Origin of the sequence: Actinoplanes couchii, from assembly GCF_016862075.1 — a bacterium.
Classification (GTDB): Bacteria; Actinomycetota; Actinomycetes; order Mycobacteriales; family Micromonosporaceae; genus Actinoplanes; species Actinoplanes couchii.
The window spans coordinates 1-19377 of the sequence record NZ_BOMG01000002.1; the positions used below are offsets into that span (position 1 = coordinate 1).

Annotated in this window: 18 protein-coding genes; 14 read left to right on the forward strand and 4 right to left on the reverse strand. The window is 70.2% G+C overall.

Annotation, left to right across the window (positions count from 1 at the left end; translation table 11 throughout):
* The 6 genes from Aco03nite_RS00010 to Aco03nite_RS00035 form a co-directional block, all read left to right on the forward strand.
* Window positions 1-952 (forward strand): CurL C-terminal domain-containing protein (locus Aco03nite_RS00010; protein WP_203792275.1); only part of this gene is annotated, 952 nt, incomplete at its 5' end.
* Window positions 945-2771 (forward strand): ABC transporter ATP-binding protein, encoded by a 1827-nt coding sequence (locus Aco03nite_RS00015; protein ID WP_203792277.1) that lies wholly within the window; start codon window positions 945-947, stop codon window positions 2769-2771. The genes Aco03nite_RS00010 and Aco03nite_RS00015, both read left to right, overlap by 8 nt.
* Window positions 2764-4578 (forward strand): ABC transporter ATP-binding protein, encoded by a 1815-nt coding sequence (locus tag Aco03nite_RS00020; RefSeq protein WP_203792279.1) that lies wholly within the window; start codon window positions 2764-2766, stop codon window positions 4576-4578. The genes Aco03nite_RS00015 and Aco03nite_RS00020 overlap by 8 nt, the downstream gene beginning before the upstream one ends.
* A gap of 84 nt (window positions 4579-4662) precedes the next feature.
* Window positions 4663-5805: an ATP-binding protein gene (locus Aco03nite_RS00025; protein ID WP_203792280.1), complete on the forward strand. Its 1143-nt coding sequence runs from the start codon at window positions 4663-4665 to the stop codon at window positions 5803-5805.
* Window positions 5806-5827: 22 nt separating this feature from the next.
* Entirely contained in the window at window positions 5828-7099 is a 1272-nt protein-coding gene (locus Aco03nite_RS00030) for a vWA domain-containing protein (protein WP_203792282.1), read from the forward strand.
* On the forward strand, window positions 7096-7818 hold the full coding sequence (locus tag Aco03nite_RS00035) for a hypothetical protein (protein WP_203792284.1): 723 nt from the start codon (window positions 7096-7098) through the stop codon (window positions 7816-7818). The genes Aco03nite_RS00030 and Aco03nite_RS00035 overlap by 4 nt, the downstream gene beginning before the upstream one ends.
* Before the next feature lie 9 nt (window positions 7819-7827).
* Here Aco03nite_RS00035 and Aco03nite_RS00040 read toward each other — a convergent pair whose 3' ends face one another.
* Both Aco03nite_RS00040 and Aco03nite_RS00045 read right to left on the reverse strand, forming a co-directional pair.
* Entirely contained in the window at window positions 7828-8685 is an 858-nt protein-coding gene (locus tag Aco03nite_RS00040; RefSeq protein ID WP_203792286.1) for an SAM-dependent methyltransferase, read from the reverse strand.
* Between the two features lie 69 nt (window positions 8686-8754).
* Window positions 8755-9783, reverse strand: a complete 1029-nt coding sequence (locus Aco03nite_RS00045; protein WP_203792288.1) for a hydroxymethylglutaryl-CoA lyase-like TIM-barrel protein — start codon at window positions 9781-9783, stop codon at window positions 8755-8757.
* Between the two features lie 266 nt (window positions 9784-10049).
* Here Aco03nite_RS00045 and Aco03nite_RS00050 point away from each other — a divergent pair, with 266 nt between their 5' ends.
* The 7 genes from Aco03nite_RS00050 (at window position 10050) to Aco03nite_RS00080 (ending at window position 16350) form a co-directional block, all read left to right on the forward strand.
* Window positions 10050-10859: a fumarylacetoacetate hydrolase family protein gene (locus Aco03nite_RS00050; RefSeq protein WP_203792290.1), complete on the forward strand. Its 810-nt coding sequence runs from the start codon at window positions 10050-10052 to the stop codon at window positions 10857-10859.
* On the forward strand, window positions 10859-11605 hold the full coding sequence (locus Aco03nite_RS00055) for an SDR family oxidoreductase (RefSeq protein WP_203792292.1): 747 nt from the start codon (window positions 10859-10861) through the stop codon (window positions 11603-11605). Before Aco03nite_RS00050 ends, Aco03nite_RS00055 begins: the two co-directional genes overlap by 1 nt.
* A complete protein-coding gene (locus tag Aco03nite_RS00060; protein ID WP_203792294.1) occupies window positions 11602-13425 on the forward strand; it encodes a condensation domain-containing protein in 1824 nt (607 codons plus the stop codon). Before Aco03nite_RS00055 ends, Aco03nite_RS00060 begins: the two co-directional genes overlap by 4 nt.
* Window positions 13426-13531: 106 nt before the next feature.
* Window positions 13532-13888: a cupin domain-containing protein gene (locus tag Aco03nite_RS00065; protein WP_203792297.1), complete on the forward strand. Its 357-nt coding sequence runs from the start codon at window positions 13532-13534 to the stop codon at window positions 13886-13888.
* Window positions 13888-14430 carry a hypothetical protein gene (locus tag Aco03nite_RS00070; protein ID WP_203792298.1) on the forward strand — a complete coding sequence of 181 codons (543 nt, stop codon included), beginning with the start codon at window positions 13888-13890 and terminating at the stop codon, window positions 14428-14430. Before Aco03nite_RS00065 ends, Aco03nite_RS00070 begins: the two co-directional genes overlap by 1 nt.
* Entirely contained in the window at window positions 14427-15164 is a 738-nt protein-coding gene (locus Aco03nite_RS00075; RefSeq protein WP_203792300.1) for an RraA family protein, read from the forward strand. Before Aco03nite_RS00070 ends, Aco03nite_RS00075 begins: the two co-directional genes overlap by 4 nt.
* Before the next feature lie 16 nt (window positions 15165-15180).
* A complete protein-coding gene (locus Aco03nite_RS00080; RefSeq protein ID WP_239144797.1) occupies window positions 15181-16350 on the forward strand; it encodes a zinc-binding dehydrogenase in 1170 nt (389 codons plus the stop codon).
* A 6-nt stretch (window positions 16351-16356) separates the two neighbouring features.
* Here the strand turns inward: Aco03nite_RS00080 and Aco03nite_RS00085 are convergent, their stop codons facing one another.
* Together Aco03nite_RS00085 and Aco03nite_RS00090 are read right to left on the reverse strand one after the other, a co-directional pair.
* Window positions 16357-17061 (reverse strand): Clp protease N-terminal domain-containing protein, encoded by a 705-nt coding sequence (locus Aco03nite_RS00085; protein ID WP_203792302.1) that lies wholly within the window; start codon window positions 17059-17061, stop codon window positions 16357-16359.
* Between the two features lie 42 nt (window positions 17062-17103).
* Entirely contained in the window at window positions 17104-18258 is a 1155-nt protein-coding gene (locus Aco03nite_RS00090) for a 3-hydroxyacyl-CoA dehydrogenase family protein (RefSeq protein WP_203792304.1), read from the reverse strand.
* Window positions 18259-18396: 138 nt separating this feature from the next.
* Here Aco03nite_RS00090 and Aco03nite_RS00095 point away from each other — a divergent pair, with 138 nt between their 5' ends.
* On the forward strand, window positions 18397-19377 hold the full coding sequence (locus Aco03nite_RS00095) for a 3-oxoacyl-ACP synthase III family protein (RefSeq protein WP_203792306.1): 981 nt from the start codon (window positions 18397-18399) through the stop codon (window positions 19375-19377).

The following is a 19377-nucleotide window of genomic DNA, read 5'->3' on the forward strand; positions in this document are numbered from 1 at the left end:
CTGTCACGTGATCGTGGAGGAGGCGCCGCTGGTGGAGCCGTCGTCGGAGCCGGTGGCGAGTCCTGAGGCGGTGCCGTGGGTGGTGTCGGCTCGGTCGGAGCGGGCGTTGCGGGCACAGGCGGCTCGGCTGGCGGACTTCGTGGAGCGAACGAAACCGGATCCGGCCGACGTGGCCGGGGCGCTGCTGACCACCCGGACGCTGTTCCGGCACCGTGCCATCGTGGTCGCTCCGTCGCATCACGACCGAGTGACAGCGCTGCGCGCGATCGCAGACGGCAAGTCCGGCTCGTACACTGCGGCCGGACGCGCACGATCGGCTCGGACCGGGTTCATCGTGCCTGGTCAAGCCACCGGAAACGACTACTCCTCGTATCCCGTTTATGCGCGCTGTGTCGATGAGGTGTCTGGTGCCCTCACGGAGGCGGGGGTATTGTCCAACCCGCACGCGGACGCCTTCACTGCGGCGGTGGCAATGTGCCGGCTGGCGGAGTCCTTCGGTGTGGAGCCTGCGTTCCTGGTCGGCCGGGGTGTCGGCGAACTCGCCGCCGCTCACGTCGCCGGAATGGTCGGGCTGGCCGAGGCGGGCGCTGTGCTCGCCGGGCGTGCACCCGTCGAGATCGAGTTCCGGCCCTCCACCACGGAGGTCTACTCGGCCGCCACCGGCCGGGTGCTCGATCCAGCGGAGACAGCCGCCCATCTGAATGTAGAGGGGGAGCAGCAGATCGACGCGACGCTGGCCGAACTGCACGGCCGCGGAACGACGCGGCTGATCGACCTCGGCGACCCTGCCGCGCTGTCGATGGAGCGGCTCACCGCCCTCTTCGTGGCGGGCCTGCCGGTGCGCTGGACGGCGGTCGTCCCCGGGCTGGACGGGCGTCGTACGGATCTGCCGACCTACGGCTTCCAGCGTGAACGCTACTGGATCGACGACTCGGGGGTGCTTGATGAGTGAGCAGACGACGCGGGAAAAGGGCGGTGGTGGCTTCCAGGCGGCCTTCAGCCTGCTGTGGGGCACGAGCCGCCCGCTCGGCGTCGCCTTGCTGGTGTACGGGGTGTTCGCCTCGATCGCGCCGGTGGCCGTGCTGATCACGCTGGGCAGCCTGATCCAGCGGATCGACACCACGGACCCCCAGGGATCCCTGTCGTCGCTGCACGGCACGCTCGTCGCGGTCGGCGTGACGTTCGTGCTGACCCTGTTGCTCGGGCCGATCCAGTCGGTGCTGGGTGGCCTGGTGAAGTGGCGGCTGGTCTACCACACCCAGGACCGGCTGATCGCCGCGGTGTCCCGCCCGGCCGGCACCGGCCACCTCGAGGACCCCAAGGTCCTCGACGACCTGTCGATGGCACAGGGGAAGCTGGTCAACTACTACTCGGCGGATGCGCCGATGACAGTGGTCGGCGTGGTGGCCAAATATCTCAACGGCATCCTGGCGTGTGCCGTGCTGTCCTGGTGGCACTGGTGGCTGGGCATCGTCGTCCTGATCGCCTGGATCGCCATCCTGCGGCCGCAGTTGATGCTGGTGCAGAAGCAGGCCGGTGTCTTCTCCGCCCGGGCCGAGGTGATGCGCCGGGCCTTCTACCTGGAGGAACTGGCGACCCGGCCGGCGGCGGCCAAGGAGTCGCGGGTGTTCGGGCTCGGGCGTTGGCTCGTCGAAGCGTTTCGGGCACAGTGGATCCGGGCCATGGAGGGGTCCTGGGCGGTGCTGCGCAAGCAGGGCCGGCAAGCCGTCACGTTGTCGCTGTTCGTGTTCGCGACCATCGCCGGGGTGGCGACGCTGGTCGCCGAGGCGGCCTTCCACTCGGAGATCACCCGGGGCCGGATGGTCCTGCTGCTCGTGGTCCTGGTCGCCAGCTCGGCGCTCGGCGCACTGTCGATGGAGGACCTGCGCCTGCCGTGGATGCTGAAGGGCCTGCCACGGCTGTCCGGACTGGAGAGCACGCTGGTCGAGGACCGGCCGTCCGGCTCGGCGCCGGTGCCCGACGGTCCGCTGCGGGAGGGCATCCGCTTCGAGGGAGTGCGGTTCCGGTACGCAGGTTCCGACCGGGACGTCTTTGCCGGCCTCGACCTGACCATCGAGGCGGGCAGGTCCACGGCCCTCGTCGGCGTCAACGGCGCGGGCAAGACCACGTTCGTCAAGCTGCTGGCCGGTCTGCAGACGCCGACCGGCGGCCGGATCATGGTGGACGGCGCCGACCTGGCCGGATACCCCGCCCGGGACTGGCAGCGCCGGGTCGCGGTGGTGTTCCAGGATTTCGCCCGCTACCCGTTCTCGGTACGCGACAACATCACCATGGGCGCGCCGGCGCACCGCGACGACACCGAGGGCGTCGAGTGGGCGGCCCGGCAGGCGGGCGCGCTCGCGATCGTCGAGGGACTGCCACGAGGCTGGGACACCGGGCTCTCCCGAGAGTTCGACAACGGCGTGGATCTCTCCGGTGGGCAGTGGCAACGCATCGTCCTGGCCAGGGCGTTGTTCGCGGTACGGCACGGCGCGCGGGTCCTCGTGCTGGACGAGCCGACCGCCTGGCTGGACGCCCGGGGCGAGGCCGACTTCTTCGACCGCTTCCTGGACATCACCCAGGGCACGACCACGGTGATCATTTCGCACCGTTTCTCCACCGTGCGCCGCGCCGACACGATCTGTGTGCTCGACGAGGGCCGCGTCGCCGAGTCGGGCGACCACGACTCGCTGGTATCGCGTGGCGGCCGCTACGCCGAGATGTTCGCGTTGCAGGCGGCGCGATTCGAGGAGGACGAGACCGATGACTGACACCTCCCGGCACTCCGGCACGGAGGTCGTGCGGACGGTTCTGCGGTGGGGCTGGCGGGCGGCCCCGCGCGAGCTGGTCCGTTCGTGCGTGCTGTTCCTCGCCGGCACGCTGTGCCTGATGTTGTTCCCGGTCGGGCTGGCGATGATCGTGAATGCGATCGTCGACGGCGCGGCCGGCTGGCTGATCGCCGGCATCGCCTTCCTGTCCGTCATGATCACGCTGAACTGGCTGCTGACGATGCGGGTTCTGACCGAGGCGTCGATCCTCTGTGACCTGATCACGGTCTATCTCAACGCGCACATCGGCAAGCTGGTGAGCGAGGTGCGCGGCCTCGAGCACTTCGAGCGCCCGGAGTACCTCAACGAACTGGAGATGATCGAGGAGAACCGGCTCCAGCTCGGCATCTGGCCACGACACGCGTTGTTCGTGCTCCAACTGGCGATGTACGCGATCGGCATCGTCGTGATCTTCGCGGTGATCTACCCGCCGCTCGCCGTACTCCCGATCTGCGTAGTGGCGGCTCTCTTCGGCGAGCAGTTCGCGATCCGGCTGCGCGAGCGTACCGACGAGGAGCTGGCCCCCGACCGCCGGTATGCCGCGGAGCTGTTCAATCTCGCCACCTCCGAAGCGGCCGCGCGCGAGCTGCGGGTCTACGGCGCCGTGGACGAGCTGCACGACCGGCATCGGGCGACTGCCGACCGGATCCGGCAGCGGGCCGGCCGGGCTGTTGTGGTGGGTGGCCTCTGGCAGATCGCCGGCTGGCTGATCTTCGCGGCGGGCTTCCTGGCCGGGCTCGTGGTGATCGCCGTCCGGGCGGGCCGCGGCGAGGCCACGCTGGGCGAGGTCGTACTCGCGGCGACGGTCGTCCTGCGGGCCCAGACATTGATCATTCCGGCCGCCAACGGGCTGGCGAAGATGCTGGCCGCCGCTCGGACCGCCCGCCGGATCCTGTGGCTGGAGGACTACGCGTCCGCCGACGTGCGGCCGGCCGAGCAGGCCGCGGAGGGCTACCTCCCGGTGCCCGACCGGCTCAGCCGCGGGATCACCCTGGAGGGTGTGCGGTTCGTCTACCCCGGGACGACCAGGCCGGTGCTCGACGGGGTCGACCTGCACCTCGAAGCGGGCACGGCGGTCGCGCTGGTCGGGGAGAACGGCGCTGGCAAGAGCACCCTGGTCAAACTGCTCACCGGTATGTACGAGCCCACCGGCGGCCGCATCGTGGTGGACGGCTTCCCACTCGCCGCCATGGACATCGCCGACTGGCGGGCGCACACGTCGGCGGTCTTCCAGGACTTCGCCCGGATGGAGCTGGTCGCGCGGGAGTCGATCGGCGTGGGTGACCTGGCACAGATCGACGATCCGGTCGCGGTGCGGGACGCGGTCGACCGGTCAGGCGCCGCCGAGGTCGTCGACGCGCTGCCGCAGCAGCTTGACACCCTGCTGGGGAAGTCCTTCACCGACGGCCGGGAGCTGTCCGGCGGCCAGTGGCAGCGGATAGCGGTGGCCCGGGGCATGATGCGCACCACGCCCCTGCTGCTGGTGCTCGACGAGCCGACGGCCAGTCTGGACACCGTCGCCGAGGCGGCGCTCTTCGAGCGGTACATCGCCGCGGTACGCGCGGCGGCCCGCGAGGTGGGCGCGATCACGCTGCTCGTCTCGCACCGTTTCTCGACTGTACGGATGGCGGACCGCATCGTGGTGTTCGACGGCGGCAAGGTCGTCGAGAGCGGTGACCACGCGACCCTGTACGCCGCGGGCGGCCAGTACGCCGAGCTGTACGAGGCGCAGGCCCGGTCGTACCGGTAGGCGGGATAACCCCATCCATGACCCCCCCCTGTCCGTCCTCGAATAGGGTTATAGTTCCGGTATGCGAACCACGGAGGCGCCCAGATGACCACTGTGACGGCGGACGACGACGGGGACGACCTCACGCGGACGAGTGTCGGGCAGGCGCCGGTCGCCCTGGAAGCGCTCGGCGTCGCGGTCTCCGCGGGCGTGCCGGTGTTGCTCTGGGGCAGCCCGGGCACCGGCAAGACCTCGGCGATCGTCGCCCTCGGCGACGCGCTGGGGTGGCACACCGAGGTGGTCGTCGGCTCGATCCGCGAGCCGTCCGACTTTGCCGGCCTGCCGGTCGTCGAGAGCGGCACGGTCCGCCTCGCCGCGCCCTCCTGGGCGAACCGGCTGGCCGAGGCGGGCCGTGGGTTGCTCTTCCTGGACGAGCTGACCACCGCTCCGCCCGCGGTCCAGGCCGCGATGCTGCGGATCGTGCTGGAGCGGGTGGTCGGCGACCTGACCCTGCCGGATCAGGTGCAGATCGTCGCCGCGGCCAACCCGCCCGGCGAGGCCGCGGACGGCTGGGACCTCGCGCCGCCGCTGGCCAACCGGATGGTCCACCTGGAGTGGAAGGTCGATGCCAAGCAGGTGGCGCAGGGCATGGCGACCGGCTTCCCGCAGCCGTCGTTCCTGCTGCCGGACAGCCCGCCGGATGTGGCGTACGGGTCGGTCGCGCGCACCGTGGTGGCCACCTTCCTGCGTGCCCGGCCGGAGCTGGTCCTGCAGGTGCCGTCGAACACGGCTGAGGCGAGCAAGGGCTGGCCCAGTCCTCGGAGCTGGGAGATGGTCGCCAAGCTGCTCGGCGCATGCGAGACCGTCAAGGCTTCGCCCGAGGTCTTCGCGGCGCTCGTGGTCGGCGCGGTGGGTGAGGGCCCGGCCCTGGAGTTCCTCTCCTGGCTACAGGACTCCGACCTGCCCGACCCGCACGCAGTGCTGGCCGCGCCGCAGGAGTTCGTGCTGCCCGAGCGCAGCGACCGTGCCTTCGCGGTGCTCACCGCGGTGGCCGCGCTAGCCATCGCCCGTGGCGACCGGGCGTCCTGGATGGCGGCGTGGCAGGTGGTGGGCCGGGCGGCGGACGTGGCGCCCGATGTCGCGGCTCTGGTGGCTCGCAGGCTCGCGAGCAAGCGGCCCGAGGGCGCGCCACTGCCGGTCGAGGTGACCAAGCTGCTGCCCATCCTGCGTGCGGCGGGCCTGCTGTGACCCGGACGGCCGGGGCCCGCTGATGGAGCCGGGCGTCCGGTTCCTGGGCCTCGACGAGCTGCCGGTCGAGGCCCGGCAGAAGTGGGCGGCGTCCCGGGTGTGGGCCGCGCGGCAGGCGCCCTACCTGGCCACCGCCCTGCTCGCGCTCGTCGCGGTCGTGGTCGACCAGAGCGAAGTGCACGGCCCCGCGCCGTACGACCTGCGCCGCTTCCCCGTCGACCGCGGGTGGCGGGTCTACCTGGATCAGGCGGAGCTGACCGAACTGCCGGTGCCGGTCATCGGCTACTGGCTGGTCCATCAGGTGACCCACCTGATCCGTGACCACGCCGTCCGCTACCCAGGCACGGCCGCGGCCGGCGGCGCGCCCCTGGGCAACCGGGATCCGGACAGCGTCCGGTGGAACGTGGCCACCGACTGCGAGATCAACGACGACCTGAACGCGGGTGCCGTCGAGCTGCCGGAGGACGCGCCGCTGCCCGGGCACTTCGACCTGCCCGACGGATGGCTGGCCGAGCAGTACTGGCACGCGCTGGAGGGCAGTGTCCTGCCCGATGTGGACTGCGGTAGCGGCACTGACGGCGAGGCCCGCGACTGGGACTCCGACAAGCCGGGTGTCGACGGCCCGAGCGGCGAGCTGATCAAGCGTGAGGTCGCCCGGCGGGTGCTGGAGAGCATGGAAGCCGGCGGGATGCCTGGCGGCTGGCAGCGCTGGGCCGAGCAGCTCACCTCTCCGCGGGAGAACTGGCGCCGGCACCTGTCGTCCACGATCCGCCGCGGAGTGGCCGACGTGGCCGGCCGGATAGACTTCACCTATCAGCGGCCGTCGCGCCGCAACGGCGTCTCACCCGGCGTGATCCTGCCCAGCATGCGCCAGCCCGCGCCCCGGGTGGCGATCCTGATCGACACCTCCGGCAGCATGCGCGACGCCCAGCTCGGCCAGGCGCTCGCCGAGGTCAACGGGGTGGTCCGCAGCATCGGGGTGGCGCGCCGGGACCTGCGGGTGATCTGCTGTGACGAGAAGGCGTACAACGCGCAGAAGGTCTTCGACGCCCGCGCCATCCAGTTGGAGGGCGAGGGTGGTACCGACCTGCGGGAGGGCCTCGCGGCGGTCGCCGAGCTCCGGCCCACGCCACACCTGGTGGTCGTCCTGACCGACGGGCACACACCATGGCCCGAGCAGGCCCCGCGCGGGCAGCAGGTCGTGGTCGGTCTGCTCGACCGGGAAGGGACGGTGCCGCCGTGGGCCAAGCGCATTCTGATCGACACCAGAGCCGAGGCGGGAGAAACAGAGTGACCCAGAGCCCCGATCGGGCCGCGTGGCGCGGCGCCGGTTTCGCCGACGATGAGATCGACAGCTGGATCCGGTGGGGGATACCACTGCCGGGCGCCGTCGCGTGGCGGTCCGCTGATGTGCTGACTGGTTCCCGGGCCGCACAGTGGACGATCGCCGGGGTCACGCCGGAGACGGTCGCGCATTGGCGGGCGGCCGGGGTCGAGTCCACCGAGGCTGTCCGCTGGCACGAGCTGGGTTTCGCCTTCGCGCAGGTGCGCGACTGCAAGCGCCGTGGCCTCGGCCCGGAGAAGGCGCTCGGGGAGGCGAAGAAGTCCGCCGAGCGCAAGGCCGCGGCCGCCAAGCCGGTGGCCGGTCAGGTGGATGTGCCGGTTCCGTTGTTCGAGGGCGACGACGACGGGCTGGCGATCGTCGTCCGGATGGTGAGCGATGCGCCGCCGGAGTGGGCGGCCGAGGAGATCTCGGCGGCCGACGCGAAGGTGTGGTCGCTGATCGGGCTTCAGCCCGCTGAGGCGGGCCGGCTGGCCCGGCAGGGTTGTGCCCCCGAGGACGTGGCACGGCAGTGGTGGCGCGCAGGCATCGCGTACGACGAGGTCGCGGACTGGATCGGCGCCGGGTTCTCGCCCGCGGAGGCCACCGAGCAGCGCGCGCAGGGTGTCACCGCCGAGCAGGCGGCCGCCCTGCGCGCGCTGCGCAACAACGACGAGGGTGTCGACTGGTAGGTGTGGCGGTCACGGCCGTTCGGCGGTGACCAGCCAGCCCTGCCCCACATCGGCGTTGAGCGGGCGGCCGTAGTCGGCTCCATAGTCGGCCGCCCGCCGTGCAGTGGCCTGCCATCCGTGCCGGCCCAGCCAGACGTCCGGTCGTTCCGACAAGCCCGACTTGTAGAGGGTCTGCGCGGCTCCGGCCAGCGGATTGGCTTTCTGTCGTGCCACCGTGGACCGATCCTGGTGGCCCAGGGCGAGCCGGCTGCCCGGCGCGGAGAGCCCGCTGATCCGCCCGATCAGCTGCTCGCAGTCGGCCTCGGTGAGGTAGACGAGCAGGCCCTCGGCGGTCCACGCGGTGGGCCTGCCGGGCTGGAAGCCGGCCTCGACGAGTGCTGACGGCCAGTCTTCGCGCAGGTCGATCGGCACTTGCGTGCGGCCTGCCGCGGGTTTGGTGCCCTCGCGCGCGACGACCCCCTGCTTGAACGCGAGAACCTCGGGCAGGTCGATCTCGAAGACCCGGGTCCGGTCCGGCAGGTCGAGTCGGAAAGCGCGGGTGTCCAGTCCGGCGGCGAGGATCACCACCTGGTCGCAGGTCTGCGCGGCGGTCCGTACGAAATCGTCGAAGAACCGGGTGCGTACCGCGATGAAGTGTGGCATGGCCCGGTAATGGGCGAGGTTGCCCGGGCGGAGGTAGCGCAGCAGACCGCGCCAGCCGGCCCCCCGGCCGCCAGCGCCGCGCCTGATCGGCGGCGCGGCTGCCACGAACTGTTCCGCTAGCGGATCGGCGAACAGCCGATCGGGTCGCCGGGTCTCCGCGGCGCGGAACCTGGCGACGGCGATTGCGGTTTGACCGACCCCTTGGGGAGCGACTGGCTGAACCATGGGCACAGTTTCACAGGGCCGCCCGCCGCTGGAGAAGGACGTTAGGGGTGCCGCCCGGACAAACAGGGGTCACTGCCGGCCGGATTTCAGGGCCAGCGCCTCCCTCCGGGTGAGTTCGGCGGTGGGGCTCACCGGGTCGATGGCGCTGACCCGTTCCATCACCTGTGCCACGTCGACACCCACTTCCGCAGCGATCCGGGCGAACATCGGGAACGAACTGGAGTGCAGGCCGGTGAACGCGCCGACGAGCTGGAAGTAACGGCTGTCGGTGATCCGTTCGAGCGGCTGGACGATGGTCTCGCTGGCGGTGGCCAGCCGGAAGTTGTCCAGGTCGGAGCTGAGCGCGAGCTTGCGCATCAGCGTCGAGACACCCTCGGTGCTGGCGTTGCCGGCGCTGCGGCCCATGCCGTCCAGAGTGGTGTCGACGAGAGTGGCTCCGCCCTGGATGGCGGCGAACGTGTTGGCGTGCGCCATGCCCAGGTTGTCGTGCCCGTGGAAGCCGACCGGGATGTCGACCGCGGCGCGTGCGGCGGCGATGAGCCGGCTGGCGTCATCGGGGAGCAGGCTGCCGTACGAGTCGACGATGTACACCATGTCCGCGCCGAACGACTCGCAGCGCCGGACCGACTCGACGACGCCGTCGTCGGGTAGCACCTGCGTCTTCATCAGGTTCATGGAAGTGAGCAGGCCGAGTTCCTTGGACCGGGTCACGTAGTCGGGCGCGCTGTCGATCTCGGTGATGTTCACACCGATGCGGAAGAACGAAGCGCCCGCGTCGGCGAGTTGGCCGATCTGCTCGAAGGTTGCGACGCCGGGCATGCCGATGCCGCCCCACGCCGCCTTACGCACCACCTTGGCCGCCAGCTTGAACTGGTCCTCGTCGGACACCAGCCCCGGCCGGGCGATGGTGTGCCCGTTGAGCCCCCACCCGTGCCCGAGCTCGATGAAGCGCACGCCCGATTCGTCCAGCTCGACCAGGATGCGTTCGATGACCTCGGCCGGCAGCTGGAAGTCGACTGCGTAGCTGCCCTCGCGCAGGGTGCAGTCGAGGATGCTGACACTCTGCTGCCGGGCACTCTCGTCGTTGCCGATCTTCATTTTGCCGTCTCCTTAGACAGATACATTTCCGGCGACGACTCCACAGTCTGCTTCGCGCGGCAGGCCGCGATAGCCCGCGCAGCCCCCTAACTCCATTCGTTCGCCGATAGGGGTGCCCGGTGGCATTCCTTCGGGTTGTCCGGCAGGGGTCTCCCACTCCTACGCTGGGCCGGTAATCGAGACAGGTGCCGCGAATAAAGAATTCGAGAAGGGCTGGCGTCGTGAGGCTGTGTGCTGTCAAAGAGGGGAATTCCGAGCTCGCTGGTGTGGTATTCGAAGGGCAGGTCTATACGGTTGCCGCGATCAATGAGGCAATCGGCGCCGATTTCGCCACCGACGTGCTGGGGATCATCCGTAACGACGAGACGGCCGGCCTGAGTCAGGCGCTCGCCGACGTCCACGGCAAGATCGAGGGCCGGTCCGTGGCGGACGTGTCGTTCGCGCCGCCGTACCGCAATCCGCCCAAGCTGTGGGGGTTCGGCCCCAACTACCACCGGCACGCCCAGGACCTGGGCACCGTGCCGCCGCCCAACGGCCCCGGCGCGTGGAGCCGGGCGGTGCGCAACCTGATCGGCCCGGAGGACGAGATCATCCTGCCGCCCCAGTCGAACCGGGTCACCGCCGAGGCGGAGATCGCGCTGATCATCGGCAAGGAGTGCCGGAACATCACACCGGAGGAGGCTCCTTCGGTCATCTTCGGCTACACCACGATGCTCGACATGACGGCCGAGGACCTACTGCGCGAGAACCTGCGCTACGCCGCCCGCGCCAAGGGCTTCGAGACGTTCTGCTCGGTGGGGCCGTTCGTGGTCACCGCCGACGAGATCGACGACCTGCAGTCGGTGCGGATCGCGACGAAGGTCAACGACGAGGTCATCGCGGATTCGCCTGTCTCGATGATGGTGCGCGACCCGTACTGGCTGGTCAGCTACCACTCCCAGATGACCGTGCTGGAGGTCGGCGACATCATCGGCACCGGCACCCCGGGCGCCGGTGTGATCACCGACGGCGACCTGGTGCGGGCCGAGGTCCAGGGCGTCGGTGAGCTGCGCAACCGGGCCCGCGCCGCACGCTGATGGATCTTGGGCTCGAGGGCCGGGCCTTCCTGGTCACCGGCGGTACCCGGGGGCTGGGCTTCGCCACGGCCGAGGCGCTGGTCGAAGAAGGCGCCCGGGTGGTCGTCACCGGGCGGACCGAGGAGGGCGTCCGGTCGGCGGTGGAATCGCTCGGCGACCAGGCCACGGGAGTCGCGGCCGACAACGGTGACCCGGACGCCGCCGGTCGGCTGGTGGACGCGGTGGTGTCGGCGTACGGCCGGCTCGACGGCGTCCTCGTGTCGGTCGGCGGACCGGCACCTTCCTCTGTGCTGACCACCGGGGACGACGCCTGGCGGGCCGGATTCGAGAGCGTTTTCCTGGGCGCCGTTCGGATCGCCCGGGCAGCGGTGCCGGCACTCTCTGCCGACGGGGCGATCGCGATGGTGTTGTCCAGTTCGGTGCGCAGCCCGATACCGGGTCTGGCGGTCTCCAACGGGCTGCGGCCAGGGCTTGCGATGGTGGTCAAGGAGTTGGCGGACGAGATCGGGCCGAAGGGCCGGCGTGCCGTCGGCATCATGCCGGGCCGGATCGCGACCGAGCGGCTCGCCCGGATCGACGCGGCCAACCCAGCCGGGGCCGAGCGGAACACGGCGACGATACCGCTGCGCCGCTACGGGGCGCCGCCCGAGTTCGGGCGGGTGGCCGCGTTCCTGCTGAGCCCCGCCGCCGCATACGTCACGGGATGTGTGGTCCCGGTGGACGGCGGCCTGATCAGAGCATTGTGAGGGAGACGATGGGCATCGAGGGCGTCGGGTTGCCGGGGGCGCAGCAGTACCACTGGGCGAAGTACTGGCTGACGGCGCGGGAGGAGCGGTGGCGCAACAACGTCCGCTCCGTGGTCCCGGTGCCGGACGGCGTCAGCACCGAGCAGCTGATCGAGGCGCTGCGGCGGCTGATCGCGGCACACGAGACGCTGCGGACGGTATATCCGCGCGGCGTGCGGACAGTGCTGCCCGGCGATGAGCCGCGCGTCGAGATCCGGGACGTCACGAGCGAGCCGGACATCAGCTGGGCGCCGGGCCACTTCGATGAACTGCTCCGCACCCCGTTCGATCTGGAGACCGAGCCGCAGGCCCGGTTCAGCCTGGCGGTGGCCGACGGCAAGCCCCGCTGGCTGTTCTTCGTCTTCCATCACATCGCGATCGACACCTTCGGTGTGCTGGCGTTCCAGCGGCACTTGGCCGGGGTCCTCGACGGCTCGACGCCCGCCGCCCGGCAGCCGGCGGACGGCGCGTTCCCGGCTGCCGGTGAGCGAGCGAACGACAAGGTGCTCGACTACCTGCGAGGCATCGCCGGGCGGTTTCCCGCCTCCGCGGTGCCGCTCGCCGTCGGGTCGCCGCGGCAGCCGGAGATACGCCAGGCGACGCTGGACTCCGGGTCCGGCGAGGAGATCCGGCGGATGGCACGGCGTTTCGCGGTGCCCGAGTCGGCCGTGGTCCTGGGCTTCTACGCGGCTGCGATGTGCCGGGTGACCGGCAACCGGCGAAACGTGATCCGGGCGTCCTCCGCGAACCGGTTCCGCCCGGAGGAGGTGGACCACGTCGGCTGCGTCGCGCAGACGCTGCCGATCCTGCTGACCCCGCCGCTCGACGCGTCGGTGCCGCAGTTGCTGGGGTACGCCAAACGCGCGCTGACCCCGCTCTACCGCTTCGGCCGGTACGACTACTTCCGGGCGCGTGAGCAGATGCTGCGTGCGCGGTTCTCGGCCGGCGTGGATACCGACGCGATGCTGGCGTTCAACTACGTCGACCGGTCGGCCGAGCGGCGTAGTTTCCGGGAGATCGCCGAGCAGGAGGCGCTCATCACCGGGCCGGAGGGCAAGGTGGTGTTCACCCCGCTGGAGGTGGACACGACCGACCGCTTCGGGCTGTTCGTGCGCCGCTCGGCGGACCGGTTCACGCTGACCGTGCGCTGGGATGCCACGCTGCTGGGCGCCGAGTTCGTCGAGGACTTCCTGATCGGCCTACACGACCTGATCTTCCGGGCGGCCGCCCAGCCGGGCTTGTTCGTCAACGACCTCCTGGCCGCCGCGCCGCTGCCGACGCTGCCGACCGCGGGCGAGTGGATCACCCGGGACGGGTGCCGGATCTCGCTGGACGACACCGCCGCCCTGCTCGCCGACTGCCCCGCGGTGACCTCATGCCGGGTCGCCGACGAGGCCGGCCGCCTCACCGGGTACGTGACCGGCGCCGTGGATCCGTTCACGCTGCGCTCGTACATGGCCGCCCGCCTGCACGAGTGGCCGGCCGTCGTGGTGCCGGACCACTTTGTCGTGCAGGGCGCGGACGTGGGCGACGGCCGTTCCGGGCCGCCGTTCCCGGCCGCCGATCCGCCTGCCAAGGCGCTCGAGGCGGCACTGGCCGCGGTCGCGCCGGATGCAGGTTGGTCGGGCGCGTCGTCCTATGTGGGCGCTGGCGGGCCGCTCGCGTCCATCGGCGCCGTTATCGACGTGCTACGCGGTAACGGTTTCACCGGCCTGCGCTATGCCGATCTGTTCGGGTTGACGCCCCCGGCCGAACTGGTGGAAAGGCTCGGCGACGCGTGATAATCGCCGGACCCCTATCTCGCGGCCCCTTTCTAGGGGTGTCCGCCCTGTCCATCGCGGACCTAATGTCTAATGCATCGCCAGAATGTGGATGAGAGAGGCGGAAATGGCCGACACCACGGTGCGCAGGTACACCTCCGATGAATCCGTTCAGCACGATTTGTTTCCCGGTGGCGCGATTCAATTCGTACACACCGACAATGTGACGTTCGCGGCGTGGTCCTTCAAGGCCGGCACCCAGGTGCCGTCCCATGTGCACCCGCACGAGCAGATCACCCACTGCGTCTCCGGCTCGCTCGTCCTGACCACGCCGGGTGCGGAGATCGTCCTCCAGGCGGGCGAGACCGCGGTCATCCCGGGTGGGGTCGAGCACGCGGCGCGGGCGGACGAGACGGCCAGCGGCGTCGACGTCTTCTTCCCGGTGCGCGAGGACTACCGGCGCCTGGGCGGTGACCAGAGCTGATGGAGCGACGGGATGTAGTCGTACACACGCTTGGCCCGGCCGGGACGAACTGCGAGGCCGCAGCCCGGCAGTGGCTGCGGGACAACGCCGCCGGCAACGGCACAGTGGTCCTGCACCCGACACTGGAGGACGCCGTGCCGGTGGTTCTCGAAGAACCGGCGCGTAACGTGCTGCTTGGCTGTGTGGTCTATCCGCGGCTGCACGAGCTGGTGTTCCAGAACCTGTCGTCGATGGCACTGCGCGAGTGCTTCATGATGCCCACCCACAACATGGTTCTCGCCGCACCGTCGCGCGGTCCGATCGAGACCGTCCTGAGCCATCCCGCTCCGGTCGACCTGGTGAGCGGGCGGGGATACCGGATCCAGCTGTCGACCAGCAATGCGGCCGCCGCGGCCGACTGCGCCAAGGCAGTCACCGACGCCTGCATCACGACACGTCCCGCGGCCGATGCCAACAACCTTCTCGTGATCGAGGACTTCGGGCCGGTCGACATGGGCTTCTCGATCCACGTTCCGCACCAGAGTGAGGTCTACCCGAGGTGACGAAGGAAAACGATCTCCTCGCCAGCGGCCCGGACGGCTCCCTGCACGCCAAGGTGGCGAAGTTCCTCGCTGAGACCGGAGTGTCGACCTGCACCATCACCGACGCGCTCGACGGCCTCGGGGTACCGAACGCCGTGCTCGACAGCCGGCTCACGTGTCGGTCGCGAGGCACCGGGATGAGTTTCGGCGCTGCGTACCCGGTGAGCTGGGCGCCGGTCCGCAAGACCGGTGACATCAGCTGCGCCGGCCCGAGCACCTGGTCCGAGGTCAGGGACTTCCTGGTGCCCGAGGTGACCGACGGCACCGGCATGGTCTACGTCGGCGGCGCCGGCCGGCTGGTTACCGAGGCGGCGCTGGCCGGTGGCATGTCCACGACCTATCTCATCGAGTCGCTCGGTTTCGAGGGCATCGTCCTGGGCGGTGCGATCCGGGACCGGGAGGTCGTCGAGAAATGCGATGCGGCGGTCGTCGCGAGCAACTTCATCCCGACCGATACCCAGGGCTCATTCCGTGTCGTATCCGTCGGCCAGATGTGCCTGATCGGTGACACTCTCATCGCCCGCGGCGACTACGTCTTCACGGACGGGAACGGCACGGTCGTCGTGCCCCAGGCGGTCCTGCGTGACACGCTGGCTGCCGCCGCCGCGATCGAGGCGCGCGAGTCGATGGTGATGGCACAGGTCAGGCGGGGGAGAAGGCTCCCGGAGCTGGTCGACGAAGTAGGCCAGATCTAGGGGGAGGGGCCGCATTGTGAAAGCGGTTGTCATCGCTCGCTACGGCGGGCCCGAGGCGCTCGAACACCGCACCGTCCCGGATCCGGTGCCTGGCGACGACGACGTGCTCGTCCAGGCCAGCGCCATAGGCGTGAACTACCACGACGTCTACAACCGCAACGGCACATACGCGGTTCCGTTGCCGTTCGTGCCGGGCCGGGAACTGGCCGGCACCGTCATCGCGGTCGGTGCGAAGGTGGAGGGCTACACGGTAGGCGACCGGGTGGCCACCGTGGACGTGCCGAGCCCCGGTGCGTACGCGGAGCGGGTGGTGGTTCCGGCGTGTCGCGTCGTGCCGGTGCCGCCGACCGTCTCGCTGGAGACCGCGGCCGCGGTCCTGCTGCAGGGCCTGACGGCGGACTACCTGAGCCGGATCACGTTCCCCGTTCAGCCCGGTGACGTCGCCGTGGTGCACGCCGCGGGCGGCGGTACCGGTGTCCTGCTGACCCAGATGATACGGGCGCGCGGCGGCCGGGTGGTAGCGACCATCTCCGACCCTGCCAAGATCGATCTCGTCCGGGAGATGGGCGCGGAGGAGGTGATCTGTCGCAACGAGACGGACTTCGACAAGGAGGTCCACCGGATCACCGACGGTGCGGGCGCCGCGGTCGTGTACGACTCCATCGGCCGGGACACCTTCGAGCAGAGCCTTGCGTCCCTCAGCCGTCGGGGGCACTTGGTTCTGTACGGCAAGTCGGGCGGTCTGATCAACAACTGTGATCTGCATTCGCTCGGCCCGCTCGGTTCACTCACCGTGCACGTGCCGATGCTGCCCGATTTCATCGCCTCGCCTCACGAGCTCACCGCCGGCGCTGCTGCGCTGTTCGACCTGGTGCTGCGGGGCGTGCTCCGGCTGCACATCGGCGGGCGGTTCCCGCTTGCCGAAGCACGTGCGGCGCACGCGGCGCTGGAGTCCCGGCGCAGTACCGGGAAACTGCTGCTGACGGTGTCCGACGGAGCGGAAAACGCGGCGGAACGGCCGATGAAGGAGCTCTTCGACGTCCTGGTCGATAGCGAGGGCCGACACTCGTTGTGGCCGAAAGCAACCGAGGCGCCGTGGGGCTGGACCCGTACGGCGGAGGTGATCGACCGGACCGATCTGAGGATAATCGCGATGGCGGCACGCCGGGTGGGCGCTGGCCGGTGAGCCGGGTCAGCGGCCCGGGTTCTCCTTGAGACGGATCAGTTCCTGTTCCAGGTGCTCGATGCGCGTGATGAGTGGCGCGAGTTGTTTCTGGGTGACGACGGCGGTCGAGGTGAATGTGGTCAGGGTCGTGCTCATGGCTCGACGGACCGATCGTGCCTCGGCCCCCAGTTCGCGCAGGATCTGTCCCGCCGTGCAGTCCGCCTCGTTGATCATGGACAGGATCAGGTGTTCGCCACCGACGTAGTTGTGGCCCAGCGACATCGATTCGGCCAGCGCCGACTCCATGACCATCGCCGCGGGAGCGGTGAACGACTGCGGCCCCGATCCGCCCGGCTCGGTGGCGGTTTCGGTGGCCAGTGCCTGGAGCACCAGCACCGGGTCGACGTCGACGGCCCGCAACAGGTCCACGGCCATCCCCTCATTGGCGCTCAGAATGCCGGTGAGCAGGTGCCCGGTGCTGACACCCGGCGCCGAGGCCGTGCGAGCGTTGTCGATGGCCGTCCTGATGGCGTCCCGGGCAAGGGCAGTGAACTGTGGCAGCCGATCGGCGAGTTCGCCCGGCTCCAGGTCACCACGAACCGTCTGGTGGATCGTGGTCACGAAACGCACCGCCTGGTGGAGCGCGCGCTGGCAGATGGAGGACACCGGTACGCCGGAGTCCTTCACGGCCTCCGCCAGGTCGTCCGGCAGGTAGACGTTGATCTTAGGCATGAGTTCATCCTATGCCCCCTGATAGGGGTACTCATTGACCCCCTATGGCCAGTTGTGGAAACCGCTTCCACTCTTCCGGCCCAGGCGCCCGGCCGCCACCCGTTCCTCGAGCGACTTCCGGACCCGGAATTCCGGCAGGGCGAAAGCCTCGTTCAGTCGCTGGATGATGGCGAGCGAGACATCGAGGCCGATTGTGTCGAGAAGCGTGAACGGCCCCATCGGATAGCCGTATCGGCGAGCGATCTCCGCGTCCAGCTCGGCATGGGTGACGAGACCCTCGTCGGCCATGCCGATGGCGTCGTTGAGATAGCCGAAAAGAAGGTAATTGACAATGAGACCGGCCCGGTCCGCGCAGACTACCGGTACCTTGTCGAGCCGGCCCGCCAGGTCGCGGGCGGTGGCCACGACCCGGTCGGCGGTCACCGGCGTACGGGATATCTCGACGAGCCTCATGGCCGGCGCCGGATTGAAGAAGTGCATGCCGATGACGTCCGCCGGGCGGCCGGAGGCGCTCGCACACACCTGCACGGGCAGGCTGGACGTGGTCGTGGCCAGGACGGTACCGGTGCCGCATAGCTCACCCAGTTCAGTGAAGACCCGGGCCTTCACGGATAGCGCCTCCACCACGGCCTCGATGACGACATCGGCGCCGCTCACCTCCGGCATCGCCGTGGTGCAGACCAGCCGGTCCAGTGCCGTGGCACGCGACTCCCCGGTCATTCGTCCGCGCGCGACCTGCCTGGCCAGCGCCTCCGCGACGCCGTCGGCCGCGCTCGCAGCCCGCTCCGGCGTCCGCGCCACCAGCGTCGTCGGCAGGCCGCTCGTCACGGTCACCTGCGCTATGCCCCGGGCCATGATCCCGGAACCGACGACCGCCACGCGGCGCACCGCGACGGCCGTGTCCCCGGCGGAGCCGGTAGACAGGGCCGGAGTCGGGCCCTCCTCGGCGCCGGCGTCGTGACCCCGCTCGGCCCAGGCCCGCAGTAGCGGCGCCGGCTCGATGCCGGCCACCTCCAGCAGCGCCACCGCCTTGTCCGGACCAATGTGCCCGAGCTGTTCCAGCGGCCCAGCCGGAAGCCCGCAACCGAGCCGCATGGCGATGTCGACATCGGCCCGGTTCGCGTAGCCGAGCCCGTGTAGTGCGGCAGCCCGGTTGAGATATGTCAGCACGAGCGTGGTGGCCGGATCGATCGTCATCCTTTAGCACCCCGTCGATGGGAGATCGGCGCCTTTCCACCGAACGCTAGAACGGTCTCCGAATTCGATACACCCCTACCTTGACCGACGTTTTGCAGGGGTTGGCGCCGCATCGGACCATCCCTAGCCTCGGTTCTTGTGGATTCGGGATCATCGGCGGTAGGCGTGCTCGGCGTCGGCAGTCATCTACCCGCCGCGCAGGTGCCCAATGACATGGTCGCCGGCCCCGCGGGGGTCAGCGCGGGCTGGATCGAGTCCAAGACCGGCATCCTCAGCCGTCGCCGGGCGGACCCGGCGGAGGCCGCCTCCGACCTTGCGCTCGCGGCGGCCACCGAGGCGCTCGTGGACGCCGGCCTCGATGCCGCGAGCATCACGTTGATCGTGGTGGCCACGTCCACACCGGACTCGCCGCAGCCCGCGACGGCGTGTCTGGTGCAGGACCGGCTGGGGGCCGGCAACGCGGCGGCCTTCGACCTGAACGCCGTCTGCAGCGGATTCGTCTACGCGCTGGAGGCGGCTCGGCGGATGCTGACACCCGGCGGGTTCGCCCTCGTCATCGGGGTCGACGTGTACTCCCGGATCCTGAACCCGGCGGACCGGCGTACGGCCGTGCTCTTCGGCGACGGCGCCGGCGCCGTAGTGATCGGCGACGTCGCCGCCGGCCGCGGCATCGGACCGGTCCGGCTGCGCAGCATGGGCTCGCACCACGACCTGATCAGGGTGCCCGGCGGTGGCAGCCGGATCCCACCCAGTGAGGAGTCGGTACGCCTCGGCGAGCACTTTTTCACGATGAACGGGCGAGGCGTACGCGAGTTCGTGCAGCGCGAGGTGCCAGCGGCCACGATGACCTTCCTCGCCGACCACGGCGTCGACCCGGCCGCGGTCCGGCACTTCATTCCGCACCAGGCCAACCGGCGCCTCATCGAGAACCTGGCCCAAGAGCTGGCGCTGCCCGCCGCCCGTACCCATCTGACAGTGGACCGGTACGGCAACACCGGTGCCGCGTCGCTGCCGGTGACCATGGCGGACGCCCGCGCCGAGTTCGCCCCCGGTGACCTCGTGTTGCTGGCCGCGTTCGGCGGCGGCATGACGATCGGGCTGGCCCTGCTGACCTGGTGA

Coding starts and splice junctions, on each gene's coding strand:
- Aco03nite_RS00015 (WP_203792277.1), top strand. CDS start 945: ATGAGTGAGCAGACGACGCGGGAAAAGGGCGGTGGTGGCTTCCAGGCG.
- Aco03nite_RS00020 (WP_203792279.1), top strand. CDS start 2,764: ATGACTGACACCTCCCGGCACTCCGGCACGGAGGTCGTGCGGACGGTT.
- Aco03nite_RS00025 (WP_203792280.1), top strand. CDS start 4,663: ATGACCACTGTGACGGCGGACGACGACGGGGACGACCTCACGCGGACG.
- Aco03nite_RS00030 (WP_203792282.1), top strand. CDS start 5,828: ATGGAGCCGGGCGTCCGGTTCCTGGGCCTCGACGAGCTGCCGGTCGAG.
- Aco03nite_RS00040 (WP_203792286.1), bottom strand. CDS start 8,685: ATGGTTCAGCCAGTCGCTCCCCAAGGGGTCGGTCAAACCGCAATCGCC.
- Aco03nite_RS00045 (WP_203792288.1), bottom strand. CDS start 9,783: ATGAAGATCGGCAACGACGAGAGTGCCCGGCAGCAGAGTGTCAGCATC.
- Aco03nite_RS00055 (WP_203792292.1), top strand. CDS start 10,859: ATGGATCTTGGGCTCGAGGGCCGGGCCTTCCTGGTCACCGGCGGTACC.
- Aco03nite_RS00065 (WP_203792297.1), top strand. CDS start 13,532: ATGGCCGACACCACGGTGCGCAGGTACACCTCCGATGAATCCGTTCAG.
- Aco03nite_RS00070 (WP_203792298.1), top strand. CDS start 13,888: ATGGAGCGACGGGATGTAGTCGTACACACGCTTGGCCCGGCCGGGACG.
- Aco03nite_RS00085 (WP_203792302.1), bottom strand. CDS start 17,061: ATGCCTAAGATCAACGTCTACCTGCCGGACGACCTGGCGGAGGCCGTG.
- Aco03nite_RS00090 (WP_203792304.1), bottom strand. CDS start 18,258: ATGACGATCGATCCGGCCACCACGCTCGTGCTGACATATCTCAACCGG.